The sequence below is a fragment of the Bradyrhizobium sp. CCGUVB4N genome, from assembly GCF_024199945.1.
Classification (GTDB): domain Bacteria; phylum Pseudomonadota; class Alphaproteobacteria; order Rhizobiales; family Xanthobacteraceae; genus Bradyrhizobium.
This window is the reverse complement of record NZ_JANADP010000001.1, coordinates 7,164,988-7,186,223: the sequence shown is the minus strand read 5'-3', so window position 1 is coordinate 7,186,223 and position 21,236 is coordinate 7,164,988. Positions and strand designations below refer to the sequence as shown.

Here is a 21,236-nt window from a genome sequence, read left to right as displayed (position 1 = left end):
TCCTTGACGATCCGAACGACGCAACTGACCCAGAGCAGACCTTCAGCGTTCGCGTTCCCAGGTCAGAGTGCCGACGACTTTCTTGCCGACATATACAGAGCTGACTTGTTCGGCCGTTCGGATGCTCAACCGGTCGCCCTCCAACTTGAAAAACCTCACCTGATCCTGCCCGGTGAGTAGCTCGTTGCCAGATATGTCGACCTTGGTCGTGAATTTGTCTCCGTCTATGAAGAATTTGCCGGAGTAGAGAAGCAATGACTTTAGCAGTGCCGCACTGTCGTCGTTGTTTGTTGCGGGCTTGCGGTTTGCTCCGACAATAATAAAGGCCGCGTATCCGTCCGACGTGAGAAGTGCCCTACCTTTCGGATTGGAACCAAATGGTTCGGTTGCGTCGCCACCGACAATTCGAATGGTCCATGAGGTCAGTTTCCAACTTCCGACCAGCAGTTTCGATGCATCGTCCGCGAACACAAGTCCAGACTGAAAATAGCAATGGAAGGCAACCAATAAGGCAACGAGACGCGCCATGCTGTTCTCCCATGAGTGGCAAAGTCGGGCTTCGAAAATGACCAAGATAGCTTGGGCGATCAAAACTTACGAGGACCTCGGGCGGTGGCCTCGCCAGCCCTTCTTCGATGCGCTGGATCAGCCGCTCCCGCAAGGCAGGCGCCACGTTGCCGAGGACGACGAAGGTGCGAACGATAGGCAAATTTGGCTTCATGGCCGCCATCAGTTCCGCGAGCGACATGCCAGCGAACCGCGCGTATTCGGATTGCGCGGCCGCATTGGTTGCGCGCGGCCGCTCCGGATTGTCGACAATTTCTGGCGCGAGTTCGGAAAGGCGCCTTCACCGATCTTTTCCCCCAGCGATCCCTGCATGCCCGTTCTCCGCCGTGCAGAGGAAACACCGCCGGCGGCGCAAAAGGAACCCCTCTCATCGCAGTGCCGGCGGACATTATGATCGCCCTTCAACCAGAGAGCTTCGTCCACTCCGGTAGATATCATCCCTCCGGTACGCCAGCGAGGCGCAAGCCTTCACAGAAGCGCTCGAGCCCAGCACGGTAAATCGGATTGTCGCTTTGTTGAGCAGCCATGAAGCGACGAATGGTGAAACCAGAGTTGAGCGCAAGTCCTGTTCCTGCAGCGGTTCGCGCCTCATCGAGCGCGCCGGTCAAGCCCAACGAAGCGGCGAGCGACACATGAGCAAGGGGAAAGTTGCGGTTCGCCTCAGTGCTTCGTCGTAGCCAACTCACGGCTTCGGCGTCCAAACCAAGCTGCAGCTTGGCCACGCCTACAAAACACGTCCATTGATAGGTTTCAACGTCGCGAGGGGACAGACGTAAAGCATCGCGTATATGGCCTTCGGTTTCGGCAGCGCGACCCGCACAGAATTTGGCGAGCCCAAGGGCAGCATGAGCGTTGGCCGCATTTGGATTCAGCGCCAGCGCATACTCGAATTCACGGATGCCTTGGTCGGCCCTGTTCGTAAAGATCTGGACGTAACCCCGAGCCAAGTGGGCCGAAGTACGGTTCGGCCTGATCGACAATGCCTTGTTCACCATCGCCTCGGCCGCTGCAAACCGCGCAGGCCCATCATCCGTCGTAAAGCTGGTTGCAACTGCCGTATCAACACCTGCCAGGCCGATCATTGCTTCGACGTTGCGAGGATCGAGCACCAAAGAGCGCTCGAAGAAGCCACGCGCTTGTGTTACGCATTCAGGGCTAAACCCCTTCATCAACCAGGCCCGGCCCTGGAAGTACAAGTCCATCGCATCGGGATGCAGCGTACGCTCGGCTCGTCGCGCCTCGGCCTCGATGAGCTGGGCCCCTAATGTATTGGCGAGCCTCGATACGATTTCGTCCTGCATATCGAACAGGTCGACGACAGGCTTCTCGAAGCGCTCGGCCCAAAGATGCTGGCCGCTGTCAGCATCGATCAACTGCACGTTCATCCGAAGCCGCTTGCCGCTGCGTTGTACTGAGCCTTCGAGCACGTAGCGAACGTTCAATTCGCGGCCGACCTGTCGCACATCGACTGCTCTACCCTTGTATGAGACGGCGCTGGTCCCTGCGATAACAAATGAACCGCTGATGCGTGACAAGTCTGTAGTCACACTCTCGGTGACACCGTCGACGAAATAGTCCTGCTCACGATCACCACTTAGATTGACGAACGGCAGTACAACGATGGAAAGACGAGGCGGCGGCAGCGGGCCTGGCCTCGCGCCCTCAACCTGGGTCGTCGGACCGGGTCTTGCCTGGACAACTGCATAGACCCGGACCGCGCTGCGGATGTTCTTGAGATTTTTCTCGCCTAGATCAATGAACTCGGCGCTGACCTTGCCGCGCACATGGTCGTATGCAGAAGACGAGATGCAGATGCCGCCAGGCTCTGCGATACTCTCGAGCCGTGCCGCAATGTTTACACCGTCGCCGAAAATGTCATGCGGCTCGACAATCACGTCGCCGACATTGATGCCAACACGAAAAGCAATACGGCTGTTTTCCGACTCAGCGCCTGTAAGCTCCTTGACGCGGGTCTGGAACTGTACGGCAGCCCGAACCGCCTCGACCGCGCTTGGAAACTCTGCCAGGAACCCGTCGCCGGTGTTTTTGACGATGCGACCACCGTGCTCGGAGACCGCGGGCATGATCCCGTCCGCGAGGAGCGCCGTCAGTCTGGTATGCGTGGCCTCTTCGTTCTGGTGCATGAGCCGCGAGTAGCCAGCGACATCGGCGGCCAATATCGCCGACAACCTGCGCTCGATCCGGGCTGGGCGGTCTTGAACCATGGCACTGGTCCTCGCAAGGCCGAGTTATACGATAGAGCTGCTCGGATGCCTACTTGGCCGATGTCTCTTTTTGGCCCTTCGCGTCATTTGCTGGGCTGGCAAGGGTGTCTATCGGGAGCGAAGCGGACTCCTCGGTTTTGTTGGCAGCGGCCCTGCGGTGCATGGTCGTTTCGCTAATCCCGTCTTCGCCCCTTCGAGTAGCGGGAACCCCGTCCACCTCCCGCGGGTTCTATCCCCGGTGGTCTCGGCACTTCGCCGAGAGCCCAAACGGGGGAAGATGCCTGCATGCAGTGGAGCCTGCTCCGACCGGTCGGCCTTGTCCCCGCGGCGCTTGTCCTCACCACCATTGCGGCGAGCGCCGAGGGCGGCAAATCGGCTGGTCCTTCCGAATTCCTGCTGGTGACGCAGATCGTGCTGCTGATCGCCGTCGGCCGCGGCCTCGGCGAGATCATGCAGCGGATCGGCCAGCCCTCGGTAATCGGCGAGCTGCTCGCCGGCATCATCCTCGGGCCGTCGCTGTTCGGCTGGATCTGGCCGGAGGCGCAAGCCGCGATCTTTCCCAAGACGCCGGAGCAGAAGGCGATGCTCGACGGCATCGCGCAGGTCGGCATTCTGCTGTTGCTGTTGCTCACAGGCATGGAGACTGATCTCAAGCTGGTCAGGAAGGTCGGCAAGGCTGCGATCGCAATCTCGATCGCCGGAATCCTGGTGCCCTTTGCCTGCGGCTTTGCGCTCGGCGAATTCCTGCCCGATGCGCTGCTGCCGAAGCCCGAGCAGCGCCTGGTCGCCTCGCTGTTCATGGGCACGGCGCTGTCGATCTCCTCGGTGAAGATCGTCGCCGTGGTCGTGCGCGAGATGAACTTCATGCGCCGCAACGTCGGCCAGATCATCGTCGCGACCGCCGTGATCGACGACACCATCGGCTGGATCATCATCGCGGTCATCTTCAGCCTGGCCTCGCAGGGCACGTTGGACGTCGCCTCGGTGGCGAAGGCGGTGCTGGGGACGCTTGCCTTCCTCGCCGTCAGCTTCACCATCGGCCGCCGGCTGGTGTTTCACCTGATCCGCTGGGCCAACGACAATCTCGTCAGCACGGCGGCGGTCATCACGGTGATCCTGTTGTTGATGGGCGTGATGGCGCTGATCACGCACGCGATCGGCGTCCACACCGTGCTCGGCGCATTCGTCGCCGGCATCCTGGTCGGGGAGTCACCGATCCTGACGCGGCAGATCGATGAGCGCCTGCGCGGGCTGATCTCCAGCTTCTTCATGCCGGTGTTCTTCGGCCTCGCCGGCCTCAGCGCCGATCTGTCGGTGCTGCGCGATCCCGGTCTTTTGATGCTCACCGGATTGCTGGTCGTGATTGCCAGTGTCGGTAAGTTCGGCGGCGCCTTTGTCGGCGGCACCGTCGGCGGGTTGAGCACGCGGGAGTCGCTGGCACTTGCGAGCGGGATGAATGCGCGCGGCTCGACCGAGGTCATCATCGCGACCATCGGTCTGTCGATCGGCGTGCTCAGCCAGAACCTGTTCACGATGATCGTGACGATGGCGATCGTGACCACGATGGCGATGCCGCCGATGCTGCGCGCGGCGCTCGCCAGGCTGCCGATGAACAAGGACGAGAAGGAGCGGCTGGAGCGGGAAGAGTTCGAGAAGCGCGGCTTCGTTGCCAATCTCGAACGCCCTTTGCTTGCCGTTGACGAGAGCGTCAACGCCACCTTCGCATCACACATCATCGGCCTGATCGCCGGCATGCGTGGCCTGCCGATTACCGTGCTGCATATCGGTAAACGCGCCAAGGACCAGGAAAAGATCCGCGACGAAGAGGAGAGCCACGAAGCCGTCGTGAAGAAGGCGGCCGAAACGGTGTCCGCCCATGGCGACGGCGATGCCGGCAGCGTCGATGTCGTGACCCGTGCGCGTCGCGCCGAGCTCGGCGAGACGATTGCGGATGAGGCGCGCAAGGGCTTTGATCTTCTCGTCGTCGGTGTCGACAAGGTCGCCGCGAGCAAGGACCGCTTCGACCGCAAGATCGAGGACATCGCCGCAAAATTCGAGGGGCCGCTCGCGATCGCAGCAGCCAAGGGCAAGCATTTGAAGCAGCCGATGCCCGAAGGACTCAACATCCTCGTCCCGGTCTCCGGCAGCAGCGTCTCAAGGCGCGGCGCCGAGGTCGCGGTCGCATTGACGCAAGCCGGATCAGGCTCGATGCGGGTGATCTATGTCGCGACGACGCGGGACAAGGGCGCGCAGCGCGGTGCGTCTCGCGGTCTCAGCCAGGAGGCGGGCATCCTGAAGGACGCGAGCGATCTCGCCGCCCGCTACGATGTCGACATCACGACCACGCTGCGCGTGAACCGGGCGCCGGAGGCGGCGATCCTCCGCGAAATCGACACCACCGACGTCGATCTCGTCGTCATGGGCGTCGACCGAATTCAGGCCGATCATCTCTCCTTCGGCGGCGTCGCCGACGCCGTGCTGCGGCAGTCGAAGGTCTCGGTGCTTCTGGTGTCGAGCGGCGAGGCGCGCCGGGCGCCAAGCGAGAAAGATTAGCTGCGCCTGCAATGACGGAGGGGTGGGGCAACGCAGGTCACCCGCACCACCGACGATGCCACTATGCCGGTGTTTTGCCCGACGGAGCAAGCAATTTCGGTGATACCGAATTGTCTCGCGCCGTTTCAACCCCATCCCTACTGTGCATGGGGTTGTTTTCGCGTTGTCGTCGAAGCCGCCTAGGGCTTCACCTTCGCCGCCGGCTGCGCCTTCGGCGCCTTCCGCGACCCGAGCCAGTTCTCGAAGCGCTGCACCACCACGAAGAAGGTCGGCACGAACAGCACCGCGAGGCAGGTCGAGGCCAGCATGCCCGAGAACGCCGTGATGCCGATCGACTTGCGCGCGCTGGCGCCGGCGCCGGTCGCGATCACCAGCGGTACCATGCCGAGGATGAAGGCAAACGACGTCATCAGGATCGGGCGGAAGCGGGCACGCGCCGCCTCGATCGCGGATTCCAGTACCGGCTTGCCGTCGCGGCCGTGCAGCTCGAGCCCGACCTCGACGATCAGGATCGCGTTCTTGGCCGACAGCGCGATCAGCAGGATCAGGCCGATCTGGCAATACAGGTTGTTGTCGATGTTCAGGCCGTTGAGGACCAGCATCGGCCCGATCAGCGACAGCGGCACCGCGAGGATCACCGAGATCGGCGAGTACCAGCTCTCATACTGGCCGGCGAGCACGAGATAGACCAGCAGCATGGCGAGCCCGAACACCCAGTAGATTTGGTTACCGACCGCCTTCTCCTGATAGGACATCGCCGTCCATTCAAAGCCGGTGCCCGGCGGGAGCGTCTTGTCGCCGATCTCTTCCATCAGCTTCAGCGACTGGCCGGATGAATAACCCTGCGCCGGCAGGCCGACGATGGTCGAGGACGGATAGAGATTGTAGAGGCTGATCAGCGACGGTCCCGTGACCGGCGTGATGGTGGCGACCGTGCCGATCGGGATCATGTCGCCGTTCTGGTTGCGCACCTGCATGTTGGCGATGTCGCGCTCGGTGACGCGGAACGCCGGATCGGCCTGCGTGTAGACCTGGAACACGCGACCGAACTTGTTGAACTGGTTGACGTAGGACGAACCCAGATAGGTCGACAGCGCCGCGAACACCGCGTCCGTGGTCACGTGCAAGGTCTGCGTCTTGACGCGATCGATCTCGACGTTGAATTGCGGCACCGCCGAGCGGAACGATGAGGAGACGCGCTGCAGCGCGCTCTGGCTCTGGGCGTTACTGACCATCGCGCCGGTGATGGCCTGCAGCTTGGCGAAGTCGCTGTTGCCGTCGCGCAGCTCGACCTGCATCGAGAAGCCCGCGGCGTTGCCGATGCCTTGAATGGGCGGCGGCGGCAGCACGAGCGTACGCGCCTCCATGATGGTCCCGACCTTGTCGTTCAGGCCGTAGACCAGCGAGCGCAAATCCTCACCGGGGCCTTTGCGCGCATCCCAGTCCTTCAGGATGATGTAGGCGACGCCGGCATTGGCAAGGCTCGCGCTGCTGTCGAGCGCGGAGATGCCGGCAATGGTGATCACCTGGGCGACGCCCGGCGTGTCCTTGATGATATCGGCGGCGCGGTCGAGCACCTTCTGGGTTCGCTCCAGCGAGGCGCCGTCCGGCAGCTGCACGGCGGCGATCAGATAGCCCTGGTCCTCGATCGGAAGGAAGCCGGTCGGCACCCGCGACAGGCCGTAGCCGCCGATCCCGATCAGGACCAATGCGACCGCCACCGACGCTGTGGCGTGTCCGACCAGGAAGGCGATCAGTCGGGTGTAGCCTCGTTCGACGCGGTCGTAGACGGCGTTGAAGCCGCGGTAGAAGAAATTGCGCTGCTCCGGCGGCACCGCCGGCCGTAGCCAGAGCGCACATTGCGTCGGCTTCAGCGTCGCCGCGTTGATGGCAGACAAAAGCGCAGTCGCCGCGATCACCAGCGCGAATTGCGAATAGATGCGTCCGGTGAGGCCGGCGAGGAAAGAGGCCGGCAAGAACACCGAGATCAGCACCAGCGTGATGCCGACGATCGGCGCGAACAGCTGGTCCATTGCCTTGATCGCGGCGTCGTGGCCGTTCATGCCCTGCTCGATATTGTGGGCCGCACCTTCCACCACGACGATGGCGTCGTCGACGACGATGCCGATCGCGAGAACGATCGCAAACAGCGTCGACATGTTGATGGTGAAGCCGAGCGCCGCCATCGCGGCGAAAGCGCCGATGATGGTCACCGGCACGGTCGTCGCCGGCACCAGCATCGCGCGCCAGTCCTGCAGGAACACCAGGATGACGACCAGCACCAGCAGGCCGGCCTCGATCAGCGTCATGTAAACCTCGTGCACCGAGGCATTGACGAACTTGGTGGTATCGAACGGCGTGTCGTATTTGATGCCTTCCGGGAAACGCTTGGCGAGCTCCGTCATCTTCCTCTCGACGGCCTGCTCGACCTCGAGCGCGTTGGCGCCGGGCGACTGGAACACGCCGATGCCGGTGGCTGGTTGCTTGTTGAGCGAGAAGATCTGGCTGTAGGTCTGCGCACCCAGTTCGACCCAGCCGACGTCGCGCACGCGCGTGACGTCGCCGCTCGTGCCCGTCTTGACGATGATGTTCTCGAACTGCGTGGTGTCGTCGAGCCTTCCGTTGACATTGAGCGTGTACTGGAACGCCTGTCCCGGCGGCGTCGGCGGTGCGCCGACCTGGCCGGCCGAGACCTGCTGGCTCTGCTGCTGGATCGCCTGGATCACGTCCTGCGGCACCAATGCGCGCGCCTGCAGCTTGTTCGGATCGAGCCAGATCCGCATCGAATACTGGCCGGCGCCGAACACCGTGACGTTGCCGACGCCGGGCAAACGTGACAGCTCGTCGCGCAGATTGATGGTGGCGTAGTTGCTCAGGTAGAGGCTGTCGAACCGGGAGTCCGGTGAGGTCAGCGTCACGAACAGCAGAATCGAGGTCGACTTCTTCTGGACGGTGACGCCCTGGTTCTGCACGGACGACGGCAGTTGCGACAGCGCGCTGGAGACGCGGTTCTGCACCAGCACCTGCGCGAAGTTGAGGTCGGTGCCGATCTTGAAAGTCACCGTCAGCGTATAGGTGCCGTCGGAGCCGCTGTAGGACTGCATGTAGAGCATGTCCTCGACGCCGTTGACCTGCTGCTCGATCGGCAGGGCAACCGTGTCGATCACGGTCTTGGCGCTGGCGCCGGGATAGCGCGTGGTCACCTGCACCGTCGGCGGCACCACGTCCGGATATTGCGCGATCGCGAGGTTGAACAGCGCGACGCCGCCGATCAGGATCATCAGGAGCGCGATGACGTTCGAGAGGACCGGCCGCTCGATGAAGAATTTTGAGATCATGACAGGCGCCTCACTGGTTCGAGGCCTGCGGCTGCTCGATCTTGGTCTGCTGCGGGTCGATCTTCTGGCCCGGGATCACGCGCAGAAGTCCGGAAATGACCACGCGGTCGTCCGGCTTCAGGCCGCTCTCGATCACGCGCAGGCCGTTGTCGGCGGCGCCGATCTGCACCTTGCGCTGCTCGACCACATTGTCCTTGTTGACCACCAGCAGATAGCGCCCGCTCTGGTCGCTGCCGAGCGAGGTGTCGGGGACGAGGAGGGCGTTCTTGTCCTGGTCGAAGGGCACGCGGACGCGGACGAAATAGCCGGGCAGCAGCACCCGCTTGTCGTTAGGCACGACGCCGCGCACCGCGAGCGTGCCCGTCGACGTATTGAGGGTCGGCGAGACGTAGTCGAGGTGGCCTTCATGCGGATAGCCGGTCTCGGTCTGGAGGCCCACCTGGATCGGCAATTGCTTGAGGTCGGCGACGGTCAGCCCCCGTCGCTGCGCTTCGGCGCGGATCCGCAGCACGTCCTGCTCGTTGACCGTGAAGTTCACCCAGATCGGGTCCATCGCGACGATGGTGGCGAGCTGGGTTGGCGAGGAGGCGCCGACAAGCTCGCCGATCGAGACCAGATGTGCGCTGACGATGCCGTCGAACGGCGCGCTTACCTTGGTGTAACTGTAGTTGAGCTCGGCGATCCTGGTGTTGGCCTGGGCCTGCTGGAGGCTGGCCTGGGCGTTGTCTCGGGTCGACGTCGACGTGTCGAGGGTGGCCTGCGAGACCGCCTGGCGCTGAACGAGATCGACCTGCCGCTTGAAATCGGCTTCAGCCTGCTTGAGCGAGGCCTGCGCACCGGCCTCGGCCGCCTGCGCCTGGTCGAGCTTCAGCTTGTAGGTCTCCGGCTCGATCGTGAACAGCTGGGTGCCCTGCTTGACGAAGGTGCCGTCGGTGTAGTCGATCGATTGCAGGAATCCTTGCACGCGGGCGACGAGATCGACGCTCTTGATCGGCGCGGTGTTGCCGGTGGCCTCGACATAGCGCGTGACCGCACGTTGGATCGGCGTCGCGACGTCCACCTTCGGCGGCGGCGGCGCCACGAAGGTGTTCTTGTCCTCGCAGCCGGCCAGCGCAACTGTGGCCGCGATCGCGACGGGTAGAAGGCCGATACGCCGCCATTGTCCGTCGGCTCGTGCGGGAGAAGCGAGAGTCGCGCGCGTCATTCGGTGGCCCCCGATGGCTGTCTGTCGGTGCAGCAGGCTACCAACAAAAGCCCGGCCGTGGAACCACCATAGCCATGGTGGTCACAGGCCTTGCACCGCAAACGGACTTGAAGTTTGTCATGAGATGCCGCTTTTCAAGGAGCGGATGATCGGCCAGAATTGTGTCAAAGGCCGCGCGACCGGCGCGAGGCGGGCGAAATGAAGCGGACAGCACAAGAAGAAACGCGAGGAGACAATGACATGCCAACGCCATTCCGGTCGGCCTGGGCCGGCCTCGCTCTTGCCGCCGTGGTCGCCATGCCCGCGCTAGCCGACGGCCTGAAAGACGAGATCGCGCCGACCGGCAAGCTGCGGGTCGCGATCGCGATCAGCCCGGCGGGCGGCGCGTTCTGGTCGACCAAGACTGAAGCCGGCTATGCGGGCGTACCCGTCGATCTCGGCAAGGACATGGCGGCGCAAATCGGCATCCCCGTCGAATATGTCGTGTACCAGAATTCCGGGCAGATCACCGACGCGGCCGGCAAGGGCAGCTGGGACGTCACCTGGTTGCCGAAAGATCCCGAACGCGAGACCAGGATGATGTTCGGCCCGATCTACGAAGTCGCCGACGCCACCTATATCGTCAAGGCCGGTTCGAGCGTCACCAATTTCGCCACGCTCGACCAGCCCGGCATCAAGGTCGCGGCCGTCAACGCCACCACCACGATGCGCGGCGCCATTGCGCATCTGAAGAACGCGAAGGTTACGGGTTATCAGACCTATGACGAAATCTTTGGCCTGTTGAAATCCGGCGAGGTCGATGCCTTCGCGCTCTCGCGCGATCAACTCAACAAGATGGCGCAGAAGCTTCCGGGGACCAGGGTGCTGGACGAAACGTTCAAGAAGACGGTGACAGCCGTTGCGGTCCCGCTCGGCCATAGTCAGGCCTTGGCGTTCGTCACCAAGTTCATGACCGAGGCCGTGACGAACGGCACCTTGCGCAAGGCCTATGATGATAACGGCCTGAAGGACTCGCCGATCCGCACCGAATAGATTCATCCTTTCGGCCACATCGAGTTTCGACTGGGCGCACATGCTTGGACGTTGGATTGCAGCCGCGATGGTGTCGCTGGTCTTGATGATGCAAAGTGCCCAGGCCCAACCGCTGACGGTCGATCCCGAGACCGTCGTCCCGTTGCCGCCGCGGTTCGACATGGAGCCGCCGGCATCCGACGTACCGCCCGAGATCGCCCGATTCCAGGGCGCATGGATCGGGACCTGGCAAGACGACCGGCACATCCTCGTGGTCGAGCGCGTCCGGGCTGACGGGCATGCCGACCTCGTCTTTGCCCGGTCGGACTCGGCCTTCAACGGCATGAATCGCGAATGGTGGCGCGACCAGGCGACGGTCGTGGACGGCGTGCTGACCATGACGGGGTTCCGCATCTTCCGCTATGCCTTCGATGGCCCCGATCGATTGTACATGACGGCCACGCTCAAGAATGGCGTCGTCACCTCCGGCGCGCTGGTCCGCACCGATCCGGCGCGTCTTGCTGCAGGCGATCGGCCAAACGACTGGCCGTGGCCCGGCGAGCGTGTCCGGATTCCACACCTCACGGTCCGCACGCCTGATGGCACACGGCCGATCACGCTCGAGGGCACGTTCTATCCGCCGACGGGGCCGGGGCCCGCACCGCTCGCGATCTTCACCCATGGATCCGACGTCGGTCGCAATCAGCTGAGATCCTGGTCTTTCTCGACCGAAGCGCATTGGCTGCGTGACAACGGATTCGCGGTGCTGGCGCTGATGCGCCGCGGACGCGGCAGCTCCGAGGGTATCAACGGCGAGGAAACGTTCGGACGCGATCACGACGGCAGCTTGATCGATGTTTCGGCCGGTGTCGCTGAGGCCGTCGAGGATCTCGCATCCGCGATCGCCTATGGCCGCGCGCTTCCTGGCGTCAAGCCGGGCAAGGTGCTGCTCGCCGGCCAGTCGCGCGGCGGCTTCCTCGCCATGCACTATGCGGGCCTCAAGCCGGGCGAGGTGATGGGCGTGGTGAACTTCTGCGGCGGCTGGTACCCGTACGGACCGGTGACCACGCCATATTACGCGAGCGCCGGCCGCGGCGCGGGCGCCAACGTCAAGCAGCTCTGGCTCTATGCCGACAACGATCGCCTCTACAAGGAAGATCTGATCCGCGAGTATCAGCAGGCATTCGCCGCCGCCGGCGGCAATGCGCGCTTTGAGCTGTTGCACGGCATCCCCGGCGACGGCCATTTGCTGCGGCTTTATCCCGATCGCTGGCGTGCAGTCGCCGACCAGTATCTCATCTCGCTCGATCGATGAGCCCTTACGGCTCGGCCGTGCGGATGCCGGCGGGACTCACCTGCATCTTGAGCGTCGATGTCTTGGTCAGCGCCTTGCCATCGAACGAGAACGCGATCAGCTCGCTCTCGACCATGCACTGGGCCACGACAAACTTGGAGTCCTTCGACCACACCATGCCCTGGCACCAATGGCCGATCTTCGCTTCCGCCACTGGCGCAAGCTCGGTGCCGGTAATCTTGTAGACCTTCAGCAGGCCGAAATCGTTGAAGAAGGGCGAAGCGGAAGGCTTGTTCGAGCCGTTCATGACGGTGACGGCGACGTAACTGCCGTCCGGCGACATCTTCACGCCCTCGGGGGTCTGCCCCACGCTGACCGTGGTGACGACGCGGATCGGCTTCGCATTCATGTCGATCACACTGATCGTATCGGCGTCGCCGCCGCTGGCTCCGACGTTGCCGATGATGGCGGTGGCGCTCCCAGTGAGATCGATGTCGTAGGGACGTACGCCGGAATAGAGGTCGCGCTTGGCGTACTCGACCTTGTTGCCGTCCACCGTCAGCAGCGAGGTTCGGCTGTCGCCGTCGCGGGTGACCAGCGCGGTCGTGCCGTCATGGGAGAAGACGGCGTGGCTCGGACCTGATTTTGCATCCCCGAGCTGGATTTTGCCTGCCGGCGTCAGCGTGCTGCCGCTGATGGTGAAGACCGAGACCGTGCCTTCGCTCCGGTTCGCGACCAGCGCCAGGGTCGCTGTACGGTTGATCGACACGCCGGCCGCACCGGCGCCGGCCTGCAGTGTCGCCAGCACTTTTGGCTGTGGGGATTTCAGGTCGATCACGCTGAGCTTGTCGTCCGGCGCCGTCTTGGTCGCATCCGTCGGGTCGACCTTCATCGCGCCCGTGACCAGCGCAAAGGAACCATCGGGCGCGACCGCGACGCTCGGCGGCGGGCCGACGACGCTTGCGGGAGCCGGCACTTCAGCCAGAAGTTTGAGCATCCCATCGGTGAAATCGATGATGCTGACCGTGTCGGGCAGAGGCTGCTTGCGCACCACGGCGTTGCCGTTCTCCAGCACCATCTTGCCGTCATTGGCCGTGACGAGGATTTCGGCATGGACGGTGAAACTCGCCAGGCCAGTGACAGCGCTTGCGGCGATGGTAGATGCAACACGGCCCAGGCGCGTGCGACGAGTGGCTCTCATGTTTCCCCCGCAGGATTGTTTTTGTTCGACAAAACTAAATGCAACCAAAGCGGGTTCGCAACAATTCCGGCGCAGCGATTTTTTATTCCAGGCGGGGAATAATCGCCGATGCGCGGGCCTGTGAATTTCTTTGTCCCAACAACTGCGCAAAGTGTCTCTTGCGTCAAACTGACACAGCTCTGTCAAATGTGATCGCTAGGGTTGCCCCGTCATTCCTTCAGGGCGAACAAAAATGAAATCCAAATTTTTGACGACGGCTGCGATGTTCGCGGCCGCGACGACTCTTGCGTGCAGCGTTCCGGTGCTCGCAGAAGATTTTGGTCGCGATCACGACCGCGATCATCGCCATCCGCATGAGATTCATACGGAAACCCCGATCAAGCATCTCGTGATCATCTTCAACGAGAACCGCTCGTTCGACCATTATTTCGCGACCTATCCGAACGCGGCCAATCCCTCGGGCTCGATCCCGTTTGTGCCGAAGCCGCATACGCCCCGGGTCAACAACCTCGCCAACGCCAATCTGCTGGTGAATAACCCGAACAACAATCCGGCCAACGGCACCGGCGCGACGGACCCGTTCCGCCTTGACCGCACCCAGGCCAACACGCGCTCGCAGAACCACGCTTATACGCCCGAACAGCAGGCCGTCGACAACGGCAAGGAAGACCTGTTCCCGAAATTCACCGGCCGCGGCACCGCCGGCGGTGCCGGCGCGTTCGGCACCAACGGCCAGGTGATGGGCTATTTCGACGGCAACACCACCACCGCATTCTGGAACTACGCCCAGCACTTCGCCATGAGCGACAACAACTGGACCGACACCTTCGGTCCGTCGACGCCGGGCATGCTGGAAGTGGTCGGCGGCCAGACCAACGGCGTGCAGCCGGTCATCGGCACCACGGCGTCGATCGCGGACGGCCAGGGCGGCCTCACCCTGACCGGTGACACCGATCCCGGCAACGATGCCTGCTCGAGCACGACCAGCACCATGCTGATGGGCGGCAAGAACATCGGCAACCTGCTCACTGATGAGCGCATCAGCTGGGGCAGCTTCATGGGCGGCTTCGACCTGACCCTCAAGAACGCCAACGGCACCACCGGTTGCGCCCGCAGCACGTTCTCGACCAACGTCAACGGCACCATCGTCGACTACATCCCGCACCACGCCTTCTTCCAGTATCATGCGTCCACGGCCAACCCGACCCATGCGCGGCCGAGCTCGGTGCACGCGATCGGCCATACCCATGACTTCAACGGCAAGGTCGATCCCGCCAACCACAACTACGACCTCGAAGACCTCTATGCCGCGATCAAGGCCGGCAATTTCCCGGCCGTCTCCTATGTCAAGATGCCTGCCTTCCAGGACGGTCACGCCGGCAACTCCGACCCGCTCGACGAGCAGGCCGGCAATGTCGAGCTGATCAACTTCCTGCAGAAGCAGCCGGAATGGCGCGAGACCGCCGTCATCATCACCTATGACGACTCGGACGGCTGGTATGACCATCAGTACATGCCGCCGAAGACCGCCTCTTATGACTCGACCGCCGACCAGGTGAACGGTCCGGGCCTGTGCGGCCTCGGCGCCAACAAGCAGCCGGCGCCGAACGGTCTCAGCGGCAAGCCGGTCAACGGTCGCTGTGGCCCGGGCACCCGCGTGCCCCTGATCGTGGTCTCGCCCTACGCCAAGACCAACTATGTCAGCCACACCTACACGACCCAGGCTTCGGTGGTTCGCTTCATTGAGGACAATTGGCTGCGCGGTGAGCGTCTCGGGGGCGGCTCGTTCGATGCGACCAGCGGATCGCTGATGGACCTGTTCGACTTCGACCAGGATCACAGCCATGATTTCCGCACCGACGCGCTGTTCCTCGATCCGACCACGGGTACGGTGATGGTCAGCCCGCCGGACGAGCACCACCACCACCACTAGTCCAGCGGGACATCATAATGAACAGCCGCACTTTGTGGCTCCTCGGCGCCGGCCTGCTCGCTCTGGCCGGCGCCGTCTTTGCGGCCGGGACGCAAGGACTTGCAGAGGCAAACCAGCCGGGCACGAATCCGAACCCGGTTCGCCTGATGCGTCCGCCCGTCGCCCCGTTGTCCGCAATGGCCCTGCTCGGCAAAGAGATCTTCTACGACGCCTCGCTGTCGTCATCCGGCTCGCTGTCCTGCGCATCCTGTCACAGTCCGGATCGCGCCTACGGCCCGCCCAATGACGGCCCGGTGATGCTCGGCGGTGCCAATCTGTCGCGGCAAGGCGCACGCGCAGTGCCGTCGCTGACCTATCTCGATCGCCAGCCGAATTTCAGCATCGGCCCCGACAAGGGCGACGACGACAACATCATCCCCCTCGCGCAGATGGCCGCACTCGGCCAGCAGGCCGCGCGCACGACCAAGACTGCGGGTGGTTCCGGCGCATCGGCGAATATCGTGCCGCAGGGCGGCCTGTTCTGGGACGGCCGCGCCGACACGTTGCAGGACCAGGCGCTGTTTCCGCTGCTCGACGCCAACGAGATGGATGGCGGCAGCGCGGAGATCGTGGCCGACAAGCTGCGCCGTGCGCCCTATGCCAGCCGCTTCGTCGAGCTGTTCGGCGCCGGCGTGCTGAGAAACCAGCGGCTGCTGATTGCGGAGGCGATGTTCGCGGTTGCGCGCTACCAGGTCGAAGAGCCGAGCTTCCATCCCTACACCAGCAAGTACGACTATTGGCTCGAGGGCAAGGCGCGGTTGTCCGAGGGCGAATTGCGCGGCCTGCAATTGTTCAACGACCCCGACAAGGCGAACTGCGCCGGCTGCCATACCTCGGCGCCGACCCGCGATGGCTTGCCGCCGATGTTTACCGATCACCAATATGAGGCGCTCGGTGCGCCACGGAATGCCGCGCTCGCGGGCAACAAGGATTCCGGCTATTTCGATCTCGGCGTCTGCGGTCCGCATCGGACCGACATTTCCGAGCAGACGCAGTATTGCGGCATGTTCCTGACGCCGACGCTGCGCAACACCGCGACGCGTCACGCCTTCTTCCACAACGGCGTCTTCTCCACCCTCGAGCAGGTGATGGATTTCTACAATTTCCGCGACACCAATCCGGAGAAAGTGTTTCGGCGCGCGGCCGACGGCACGGTGCAGAAATACGACGACATTCCGCAAAAATATCACGCCAATGTCGACGTGACGGATCCGCCTTTCGATCGTCACCTCGGCGACAAGCCGGCAATGACGGATCAGGACATGACCGACATCATCGCCTTCCTGAAGACGCTGACGGACGGCTACAAGGCGGAGAACCAGGGTGTGTCCGGCACAGCGCGCCCCTAGCGCGGCCTGATCTCCGCGTATTTCACCATCGCCTTGTCGAATTTCCGCTTGAACAGCCACATCGCGCCCAGAATCTCGCGGAAGCTGGCCGAACTTCGCGCGCGGTCGGTCCTGCCGAAGGCGAAGATGCTATTGTTGCGCAGGTGCTTCATGATGGTGGGATCTGACACCCGGTAGTTCAGCAGGTCGCCCGACCTCAGTGCCGAGCGCGTCGGGGTCGGGATGATCTGGATCAGTTCGAACAGCTTCATCTGCTCGATCGGATCGGGCAACGTCTTCACGATCGCCGGGATTTCGGCAAACAGCTCTGCATGCGCGTTCATGAGGCCGTCGCGCACATTGGTCCAGTGGTTGAAGCGGCGATCAGTGCCGCGGGACCGCGCCTCTTCCTTGTCGTCGCGCGCGTTCAATGCGGGGTCGGCGGCCGCGATCGTGCCCTTGATGGCCTCCCATTTGCGCTGGCCGTTGCGGTCCTCGGACGGGCCGGTCTGCAGGCTGCCCATGTAGGTGTTCGAGCGCGCATTGCGGACGTTCTGCTTGCCGTTGGTCTCGGCATAGAACAGCCCCAGACTGATGAGGCCGGCTGCGCTGGCGTCCGCAGGCGAAAGCCCCTTGGCACGCGCAATCGCAGCCCCGAGATCGATGACGTCCTTGAACGGCGTTGCCGAGTTCTGTGCGTTCGCGGGCGGCGCCTCCATGACCTCGAAGATGTCAGCGTATTCGTCGACCAGCGGCTCGATCGCGGCATCGAAATAGGCTGGCGGAATCCCGAACTTGTTCGGCTTGCCGATCCGCGACGGCACGGCGTCGGTGAGATCCTTGTAAGCGCTGATCATTGCGACGCGCGCAAGATACAAGGCCTGGCCGGGTAGGTTGGGCAGCGGCTGCTTCGCCTCGATCTGGCGGCGGCGCTCGCCAAGGATCGATTTGAAATCGCCGAGCGCGCGATCGTAGGCGGCTTGCGCGTCTGATTGCGTTGCCGTGAGCGTTTGCGCTCTGCCGGCGACAGGCGTTGCGAGGAAGAGGGTGAGCGCCGCGATGGCCGCGGCTGCCTGGCGTTGTGGTCGCATCGCGGGCTCCCGGGTCGGTCGATTCGTTCGCTGCTGCGAGCGTAAGCATCAAGGTGCAGCTTGGCGAGGCGCAACTCCTGATCGGTCCGCGTTGCGCCGAGACTCCGTAGAAAAACGGATCAATCCGTCAGGCTGACAGGAAGCTGACAAAACGCACCTGCGATTCGCAAGAGAACTTTACGATTAAGTAGCGCGGCATCTGCAGAATGCTCCGTCTCATCAGGAGCGATGCGCGACCCGTGCGTTGGTTCCTGGCGTCGGTTTCGCTTCCAGAAATTCCTCTTAGTGATTGATCAAACAAAGAGTCGGGCGAGGGCTTGGCAATGGCAATTCCCGGAACGATCCACCATGTAGCCCGGCTCGTCTCGCGATTGAAGCGCGACTCCAGAGGCAACGTTGCCGCCATGTTTGCGATCGCACTGGTGCCGCTGATCGCCTCGATCGGATGCGCCATCGACTACAGCATGGCAACGCGCATCAAGGCCAAGCTGCAGGGTTCGGCGGATTCGGCGGGCGTGGCGTCGATCTCAGTGAACTCGGCCGGCTACAACGCGGCGATGGCGATGACGTCGAATGGATCCGTTGGCGCCGGCGTCACGGAAGCGAACAACGTCTTCAACGGAAATGCTGCGACGTTCTCCGGCAGCTACACCAATCTCGGTGTGACAAGCACGGTCACCAAGACCGGTAACAAGCTCGTCTCGAACGTGCAGTTCAGCGCGGATGTGCCTGTCACCTTCATGCAGCTTCTCGGCTACAGGAAGCTGACCGTGACCGGCAGCTCGTCCTCGACCACCACGCTGCCGCTGTATCTCGACTTCTACCTGACGCTGGACGTCTCGGGCTCGATGGGTCTGCCCTCGACCACGGCGGAAGCCCAGCGTATGCAGTCGATCAATCCCGACAACTACCGGCAGTACCCGACGGGCTGCACGCTGGCCTGCCATTTCTCGCCGCAGAACAGCGCCTGCACGGATTCGGGGACGCAGGGCTATCCCACCAACAATTACTGCCTGGGCTATGCGATCTCGCGCGTCAGCCAGAGCGGGTACAGAGGCCTGCTGCAGACAAAGACCAGCAACCCCATGGGAGTTCAGTTGCCGTCGTCGATCGTCTCCGGATTGCCGAACTCGCTCTACTCCAACCTCGCGACGGTGGCGAACTGTCCGACTGACGGAACCGATTCCTGCATTCAGTTGCGACTGGACGCCGTCGGCTACGCGGTGAATCAGCTGTTCGTCACGGCGAACAATACCGAGAAAGTGGCGAACCAGTTTCGCATCGGCCTCTATCCCTTCATCCGTTATCTCTATTCGTACTTCCCGCTGACCAGCAGCATCAACGGGTCGACGACCAATTCCTCGACGATCAACTATGCGGCCGCGAACCTCGCGACCTTGCTTGATACCAACATGAATACGAATCTCGGGTCGGGTGGCACGCATATCGACACGGCGCTGTCGAGCGTGAACACGTTGATCACGAGCGTGGGCGACGGCAGTGCGTGGAACAACACGCTGCCCTACGTCTTCCTCGTGACCGATGGTGCGCAGGATCCGCAGGTGAAGGGCGTTCCGAACGGCTCATGGTCGGGCAGCAACCATGCCACGACGATTGATCCGGCCACGTCGTGTACGCCGCTGAAGAACCGCGGCGTCATCATCTCCGTGCTCTACATTCCCTATCAGAAGATCAATCCGGTCAACACGTCCTTCGCCGGGGACGAGGACGACTATGCCAACTGGAACATCCCGAACATTCCGGCGAGCCTGCAGAACTGCGCCTCGCCGGGCTTCTTCTACACCGCGAATACGCCGGCCGACATCACGGCGGCGTTGAACGCGATGTTCAATCATGCGGTGCAGGAAGCCCGCATCACCAACTAACCCGCCGCCCGGTACTCCGGCGCCGACGACAGGAATTTTGCATAGGCGCCCGCGTCGGGCGGCAGGAAGTGTCCGGCGAGCCCGCCGCGCTTCTGCGTCTTGGTGCCGATGTCGGCCATCAACTCGTCGAAATGGCGGTAGTGATAAGGCGCGACGCACAAGCCGCCATAGACGCCGGCGGCCGGCCGCTCAACGCGTTTGAAGTGCAGCATCATCTCGATGTTGTCGCGCATCTGCTGCGCCGTCGGCTGCCTGGCGAGTTGCCCGTCGGCATAGCGCACCAGCCAGTTCGCGGCGAGATCGGCGCAGAGCACGGTGCAGAACGACGAGTTGAAGCCGACGAAGCCGAGGTCGGGCAGGTCAGGGTTGGCGATCAGGCGGTAGAGCCGGTACTGCCCGTCCGCATCGACCAGCTTTTGCTGATAGGCATCCGGCAGGAAGGGTACGCCGAGCTTGTAGCCGATCGCGAGCACGGCGATGTCGGCGCTGATGCGCTCGCCGCCGCTCATCACAATGGTGTCGCCTTCGTAGCGGTCGAAGCTGCCGAACACGGCCTTGATCCGGCCATCTGCGACCATCGGGTAGAAGCCGGGTGTTGCGATCGGTACCGAGCAGTTGACGCCATCCTCGATCCGCTCCTTCGGCACCATCCTGCACTTGTTGAGCTTGAGCTGCGCCTTCAACAGGCTCTCGAGCCCGCGCCAGTTTGCCCAGATCAGGGGCGCGGCGATGCGGTACGCCAGCCGCGACATCGCGCCGATGCCCCAGCCCGGAAACATCTCCTCCTGCGCGCGGATGTAGAGGATGCGCTTGAAGTTCACGAGCCCGCCGATGAAATAGGGGATGCGCCAGACCGGCTCGCGCATCACGATGGTGACCTCGCGTGCGCCTGATTTCACCGCGTTCACCGCGATGTCGGTCGCCGACTTCGATCCGCCGAGCACGACGACGCGGCGTCCTTTGGCCAGCGTGGGATCGCTGTATTTCGACGAGTGCAGGATCTGTCCGCCCTGCGCCAGAAAGCCGTCCTCGCCGGGGCAATGCAGCTCGCGCGGCTCGTTGAACTGCCCGGTGCACACCGCGACGAAATCGAAATCCTCGTTCGTGGTGGCGCCGTCCTTGCCCGCTAGCGCGAGCGTCCAGCCCGGTCTGCCGTCGGTGCGCCGCGCCATGCCGGCCGCGCCAGTGTTGAGGCGCAGCATGCGGTCGAGACCGAAGCTTTTCGCGTAGTCGGCGAGATAGGCGTGGACCTGCGGCCCGGTCGGCCATTCCGGATAGGAGTCCGGCATGGCGCGATCCGTGTAGCGGTAGAGATCCTTGGGGCTTTGCGTCTGCACCTCCGGATAGGAGCGCGCCGGCTCCCAGACGCCGCCGAGATCGGCGCTACGCTCGACGATGGTGACGCGGTGGCCGCGGGCGGAGAACGCTTTTGCTGTGGCGAGGCCGGAGACGCCGGCGCCGATCACGCAGACATGCTTTGGGCTGACCATGGGATGGCTCGCAATCAATGGGTTTCGCGCGCAAGCGATCTCGTTCGGCCGCAAGGTGCGGCCGGCGGACCAGCAA

General features: G+C 63.2%; 14 protein-coding genes. 7 read left to right on the top strand and 7 right to left on the bottom strand.

What is annotated here, in order from left to right:
* Window positions 1-42 precede the first annotated feature (42 nt).
* Window positions 43-528, bottom strand: a complete 486-nt coding sequence (locus NLM31_RS33350) for a lipocalin-like domain-containing protein (RefSeq protein WP_254195012.1) — start codon at window positions 526-528, stop codon at window positions 43-45.
* On the opposite strand from NLM31_RS33350, the gene NLM31_RS33345 reads away from it, so the two are divergent.
* On the top strand, window positions 527-961 hold the full coding sequence (locus tag NLM31_RS33345) for a hypothetical protein (RefSeq protein WP_254195011.1): 435 nt from the start codon (window positions 527-529) through the stop codon (window positions 959-961). The genes NLM31_RS33350 and NLM31_RS33345 overlap by 2 nt on opposite strands.
* Before the next feature lie 40 nt (window positions 962-1,001).
* Here NLM31_RS33345 and NLM31_RS33340 read toward each other — a convergent pair whose 3' ends face one another.
* Complete coding sequence (locus NLM31_RS33340) at window positions 1,002-2,792, bottom strand: adenylate/guanylate cyclase domain-containing protein (protein WP_254195010.1); 1,791 nt, start codon at window positions 2,790-2,792, stop codon at window positions 1,002-1,004.
* 285 nt (window positions 2,793-3,077) lie between these two features.
* Here NLM31_RS33340 and NLM31_RS33335 point away from each other — a divergent pair, with 285 nt between their 5' ends.
* Window positions 3,078-5,345 carry a cation:proton antiporter gene (locus tag NLM31_RS33335; RefSeq protein WP_254195009.1) on the top strand — a complete coding sequence of 756 codons (2,268 nt, stop codon included), beginning with the start codon at window positions 3,078-3,080 and terminating at the stop codon, window positions 5,343-5,345.
* Between the two features lie 179 nt (window positions 5,346-5,524).
* Here NLM31_RS33335 and NLM31_RS33330 read toward each other — a convergent pair whose 3' ends face one another.
* Window positions 5,525-8,683, bottom strand: coding sequence for an efflux RND transporter permease subunit (locus NLM31_RS33330; RefSeq protein WP_254195008.1), 3,159 nt, complete (start codon window positions 8,681-8,683; stop codon window positions 5,525-5,527).
* Between the two features lie 10 nt (window positions 8,684-8,693).
* A complete protein-coding gene (locus NLM31_RS33325) occupies window positions 8,694-9,887 on the bottom strand; it encodes an efflux RND transporter periplasmic adaptor subunit (protein ID WP_254195007.1) in 1,194 nt (397 codons plus the stop codon).
* 240 nt (window positions 9,888-10,127) lie between these two features.
* Between NLM31_RS33325 and NLM31_RS33320 the strand changes: the two genes are divergently transcribed.
* A complete protein-coding gene (locus NLM31_RS33320) occupies window positions 10,128-10,919 on the top strand; it encodes an ABC transporter substrate-binding protein (RefSeq protein ID WP_254195006.1) in 792 nt (263 codons plus the stop codon).
* A 40-nt stretch (window positions 10,920-10,959) separates the two neighbouring features.
* Entirely contained in the window at window positions 10,960-12,213 is a 1,254-nt protein-coding gene (locus NLM31_RS33315; RefSeq protein ID WP_254195005.1) for a S9 family peptidase, read from the top strand.
* A 4-nt stretch (window positions 12,214-12,217) separates the two neighbouring features.
* Here the strand turns inward: NLM31_RS33315 and NLM31_RS33310 are convergent, their stop codons facing one another.
* Window positions 12,218-13,393 (bottom strand): beta-propeller fold lactonase family protein, encoded by a 1,176-nt coding sequence (locus tag NLM31_RS33310; RefSeq protein ID WP_254195004.1) that lies wholly within the window; start codon window positions 13,391-13,393, stop codon window positions 12,218-12,220.
* A gap of 232 nt (window positions 13,394-13,625) precedes the next feature.
* Here NLM31_RS33310 and NLM31_RS33305 point away from each other — a divergent pair, with 232 nt between their 5' ends.
* Together NLM31_RS33305 and NLM31_RS33300 are read left to right on the top strand one after the other, a co-directional pair.
* On the top strand, window positions 13,626-15,326 hold the full coding sequence (locus NLM31_RS33305; protein WP_254195003.1) for an alkaline phosphatase family protein: 1,701 nt from the start codon (window positions 13,626-13,628) through the stop codon (window positions 15,324-15,326).
* 17 nt (window positions 15,327-15,343) lie between these two features.
* Window positions 15,344-16,714 (top strand): cytochrome-c peroxidase, encoded by a 1,371-nt coding sequence (locus NLM31_RS33300; protein WP_254195002.1) that lies wholly within the window; start codon window positions 15,344-15,346, stop codon window positions 16,712-16,714.
* Here NLM31_RS33300 and NLM31_RS33295 read toward each other — a convergent pair.
* On the bottom strand, window positions 16,711-17,784 hold the full coding sequence (locus NLM31_RS33295) for a hypothetical protein (protein ID WP_254195001.1): 1,074 nt from the start codon (window positions 17,782-17,784) through the stop codon (window positions 16,711-16,713). The genes NLM31_RS33300 and NLM31_RS33295 overlap by 4 nt on opposite strands.
* A gap of 323 nt (window positions 17,785-18,107) precedes the next feature.
* On the opposite strand from NLM31_RS33295, the gene NLM31_RS33290 reads away from it, so the two are divergent.
* Window positions 18,108-19,670, top strand: coding sequence for a TadE/TadG family type IV pilus assembly protein (locus NLM31_RS33290; protein WP_254195000.1), 1,563 nt, complete (start codon window positions 18,108-18,110; stop codon window positions 19,668-19,670).
* On the opposite strand, the gene NLM31_RS33285 is transcribed toward NLM31_RS33290, so the two are convergent.
* The gene (locus NLM31_RS33285) at window positions 19,667-21,160 is read right to left on the bottom strand and encodes an NAD(P)/FAD-dependent oxidoreductase (RefSeq protein ID WP_254194999.1); all 1,494 of its coding nucleotides are present in this window, start codon (window positions 21,158-21,160) and stop codon (window positions 19,667-19,669) included. The genes NLM31_RS33290 and NLM31_RS33285 overlap by 4 nt on opposite strands.
* Between the last annotated feature and the right edge of the window lie 76 nt (window positions 21,161-21,236).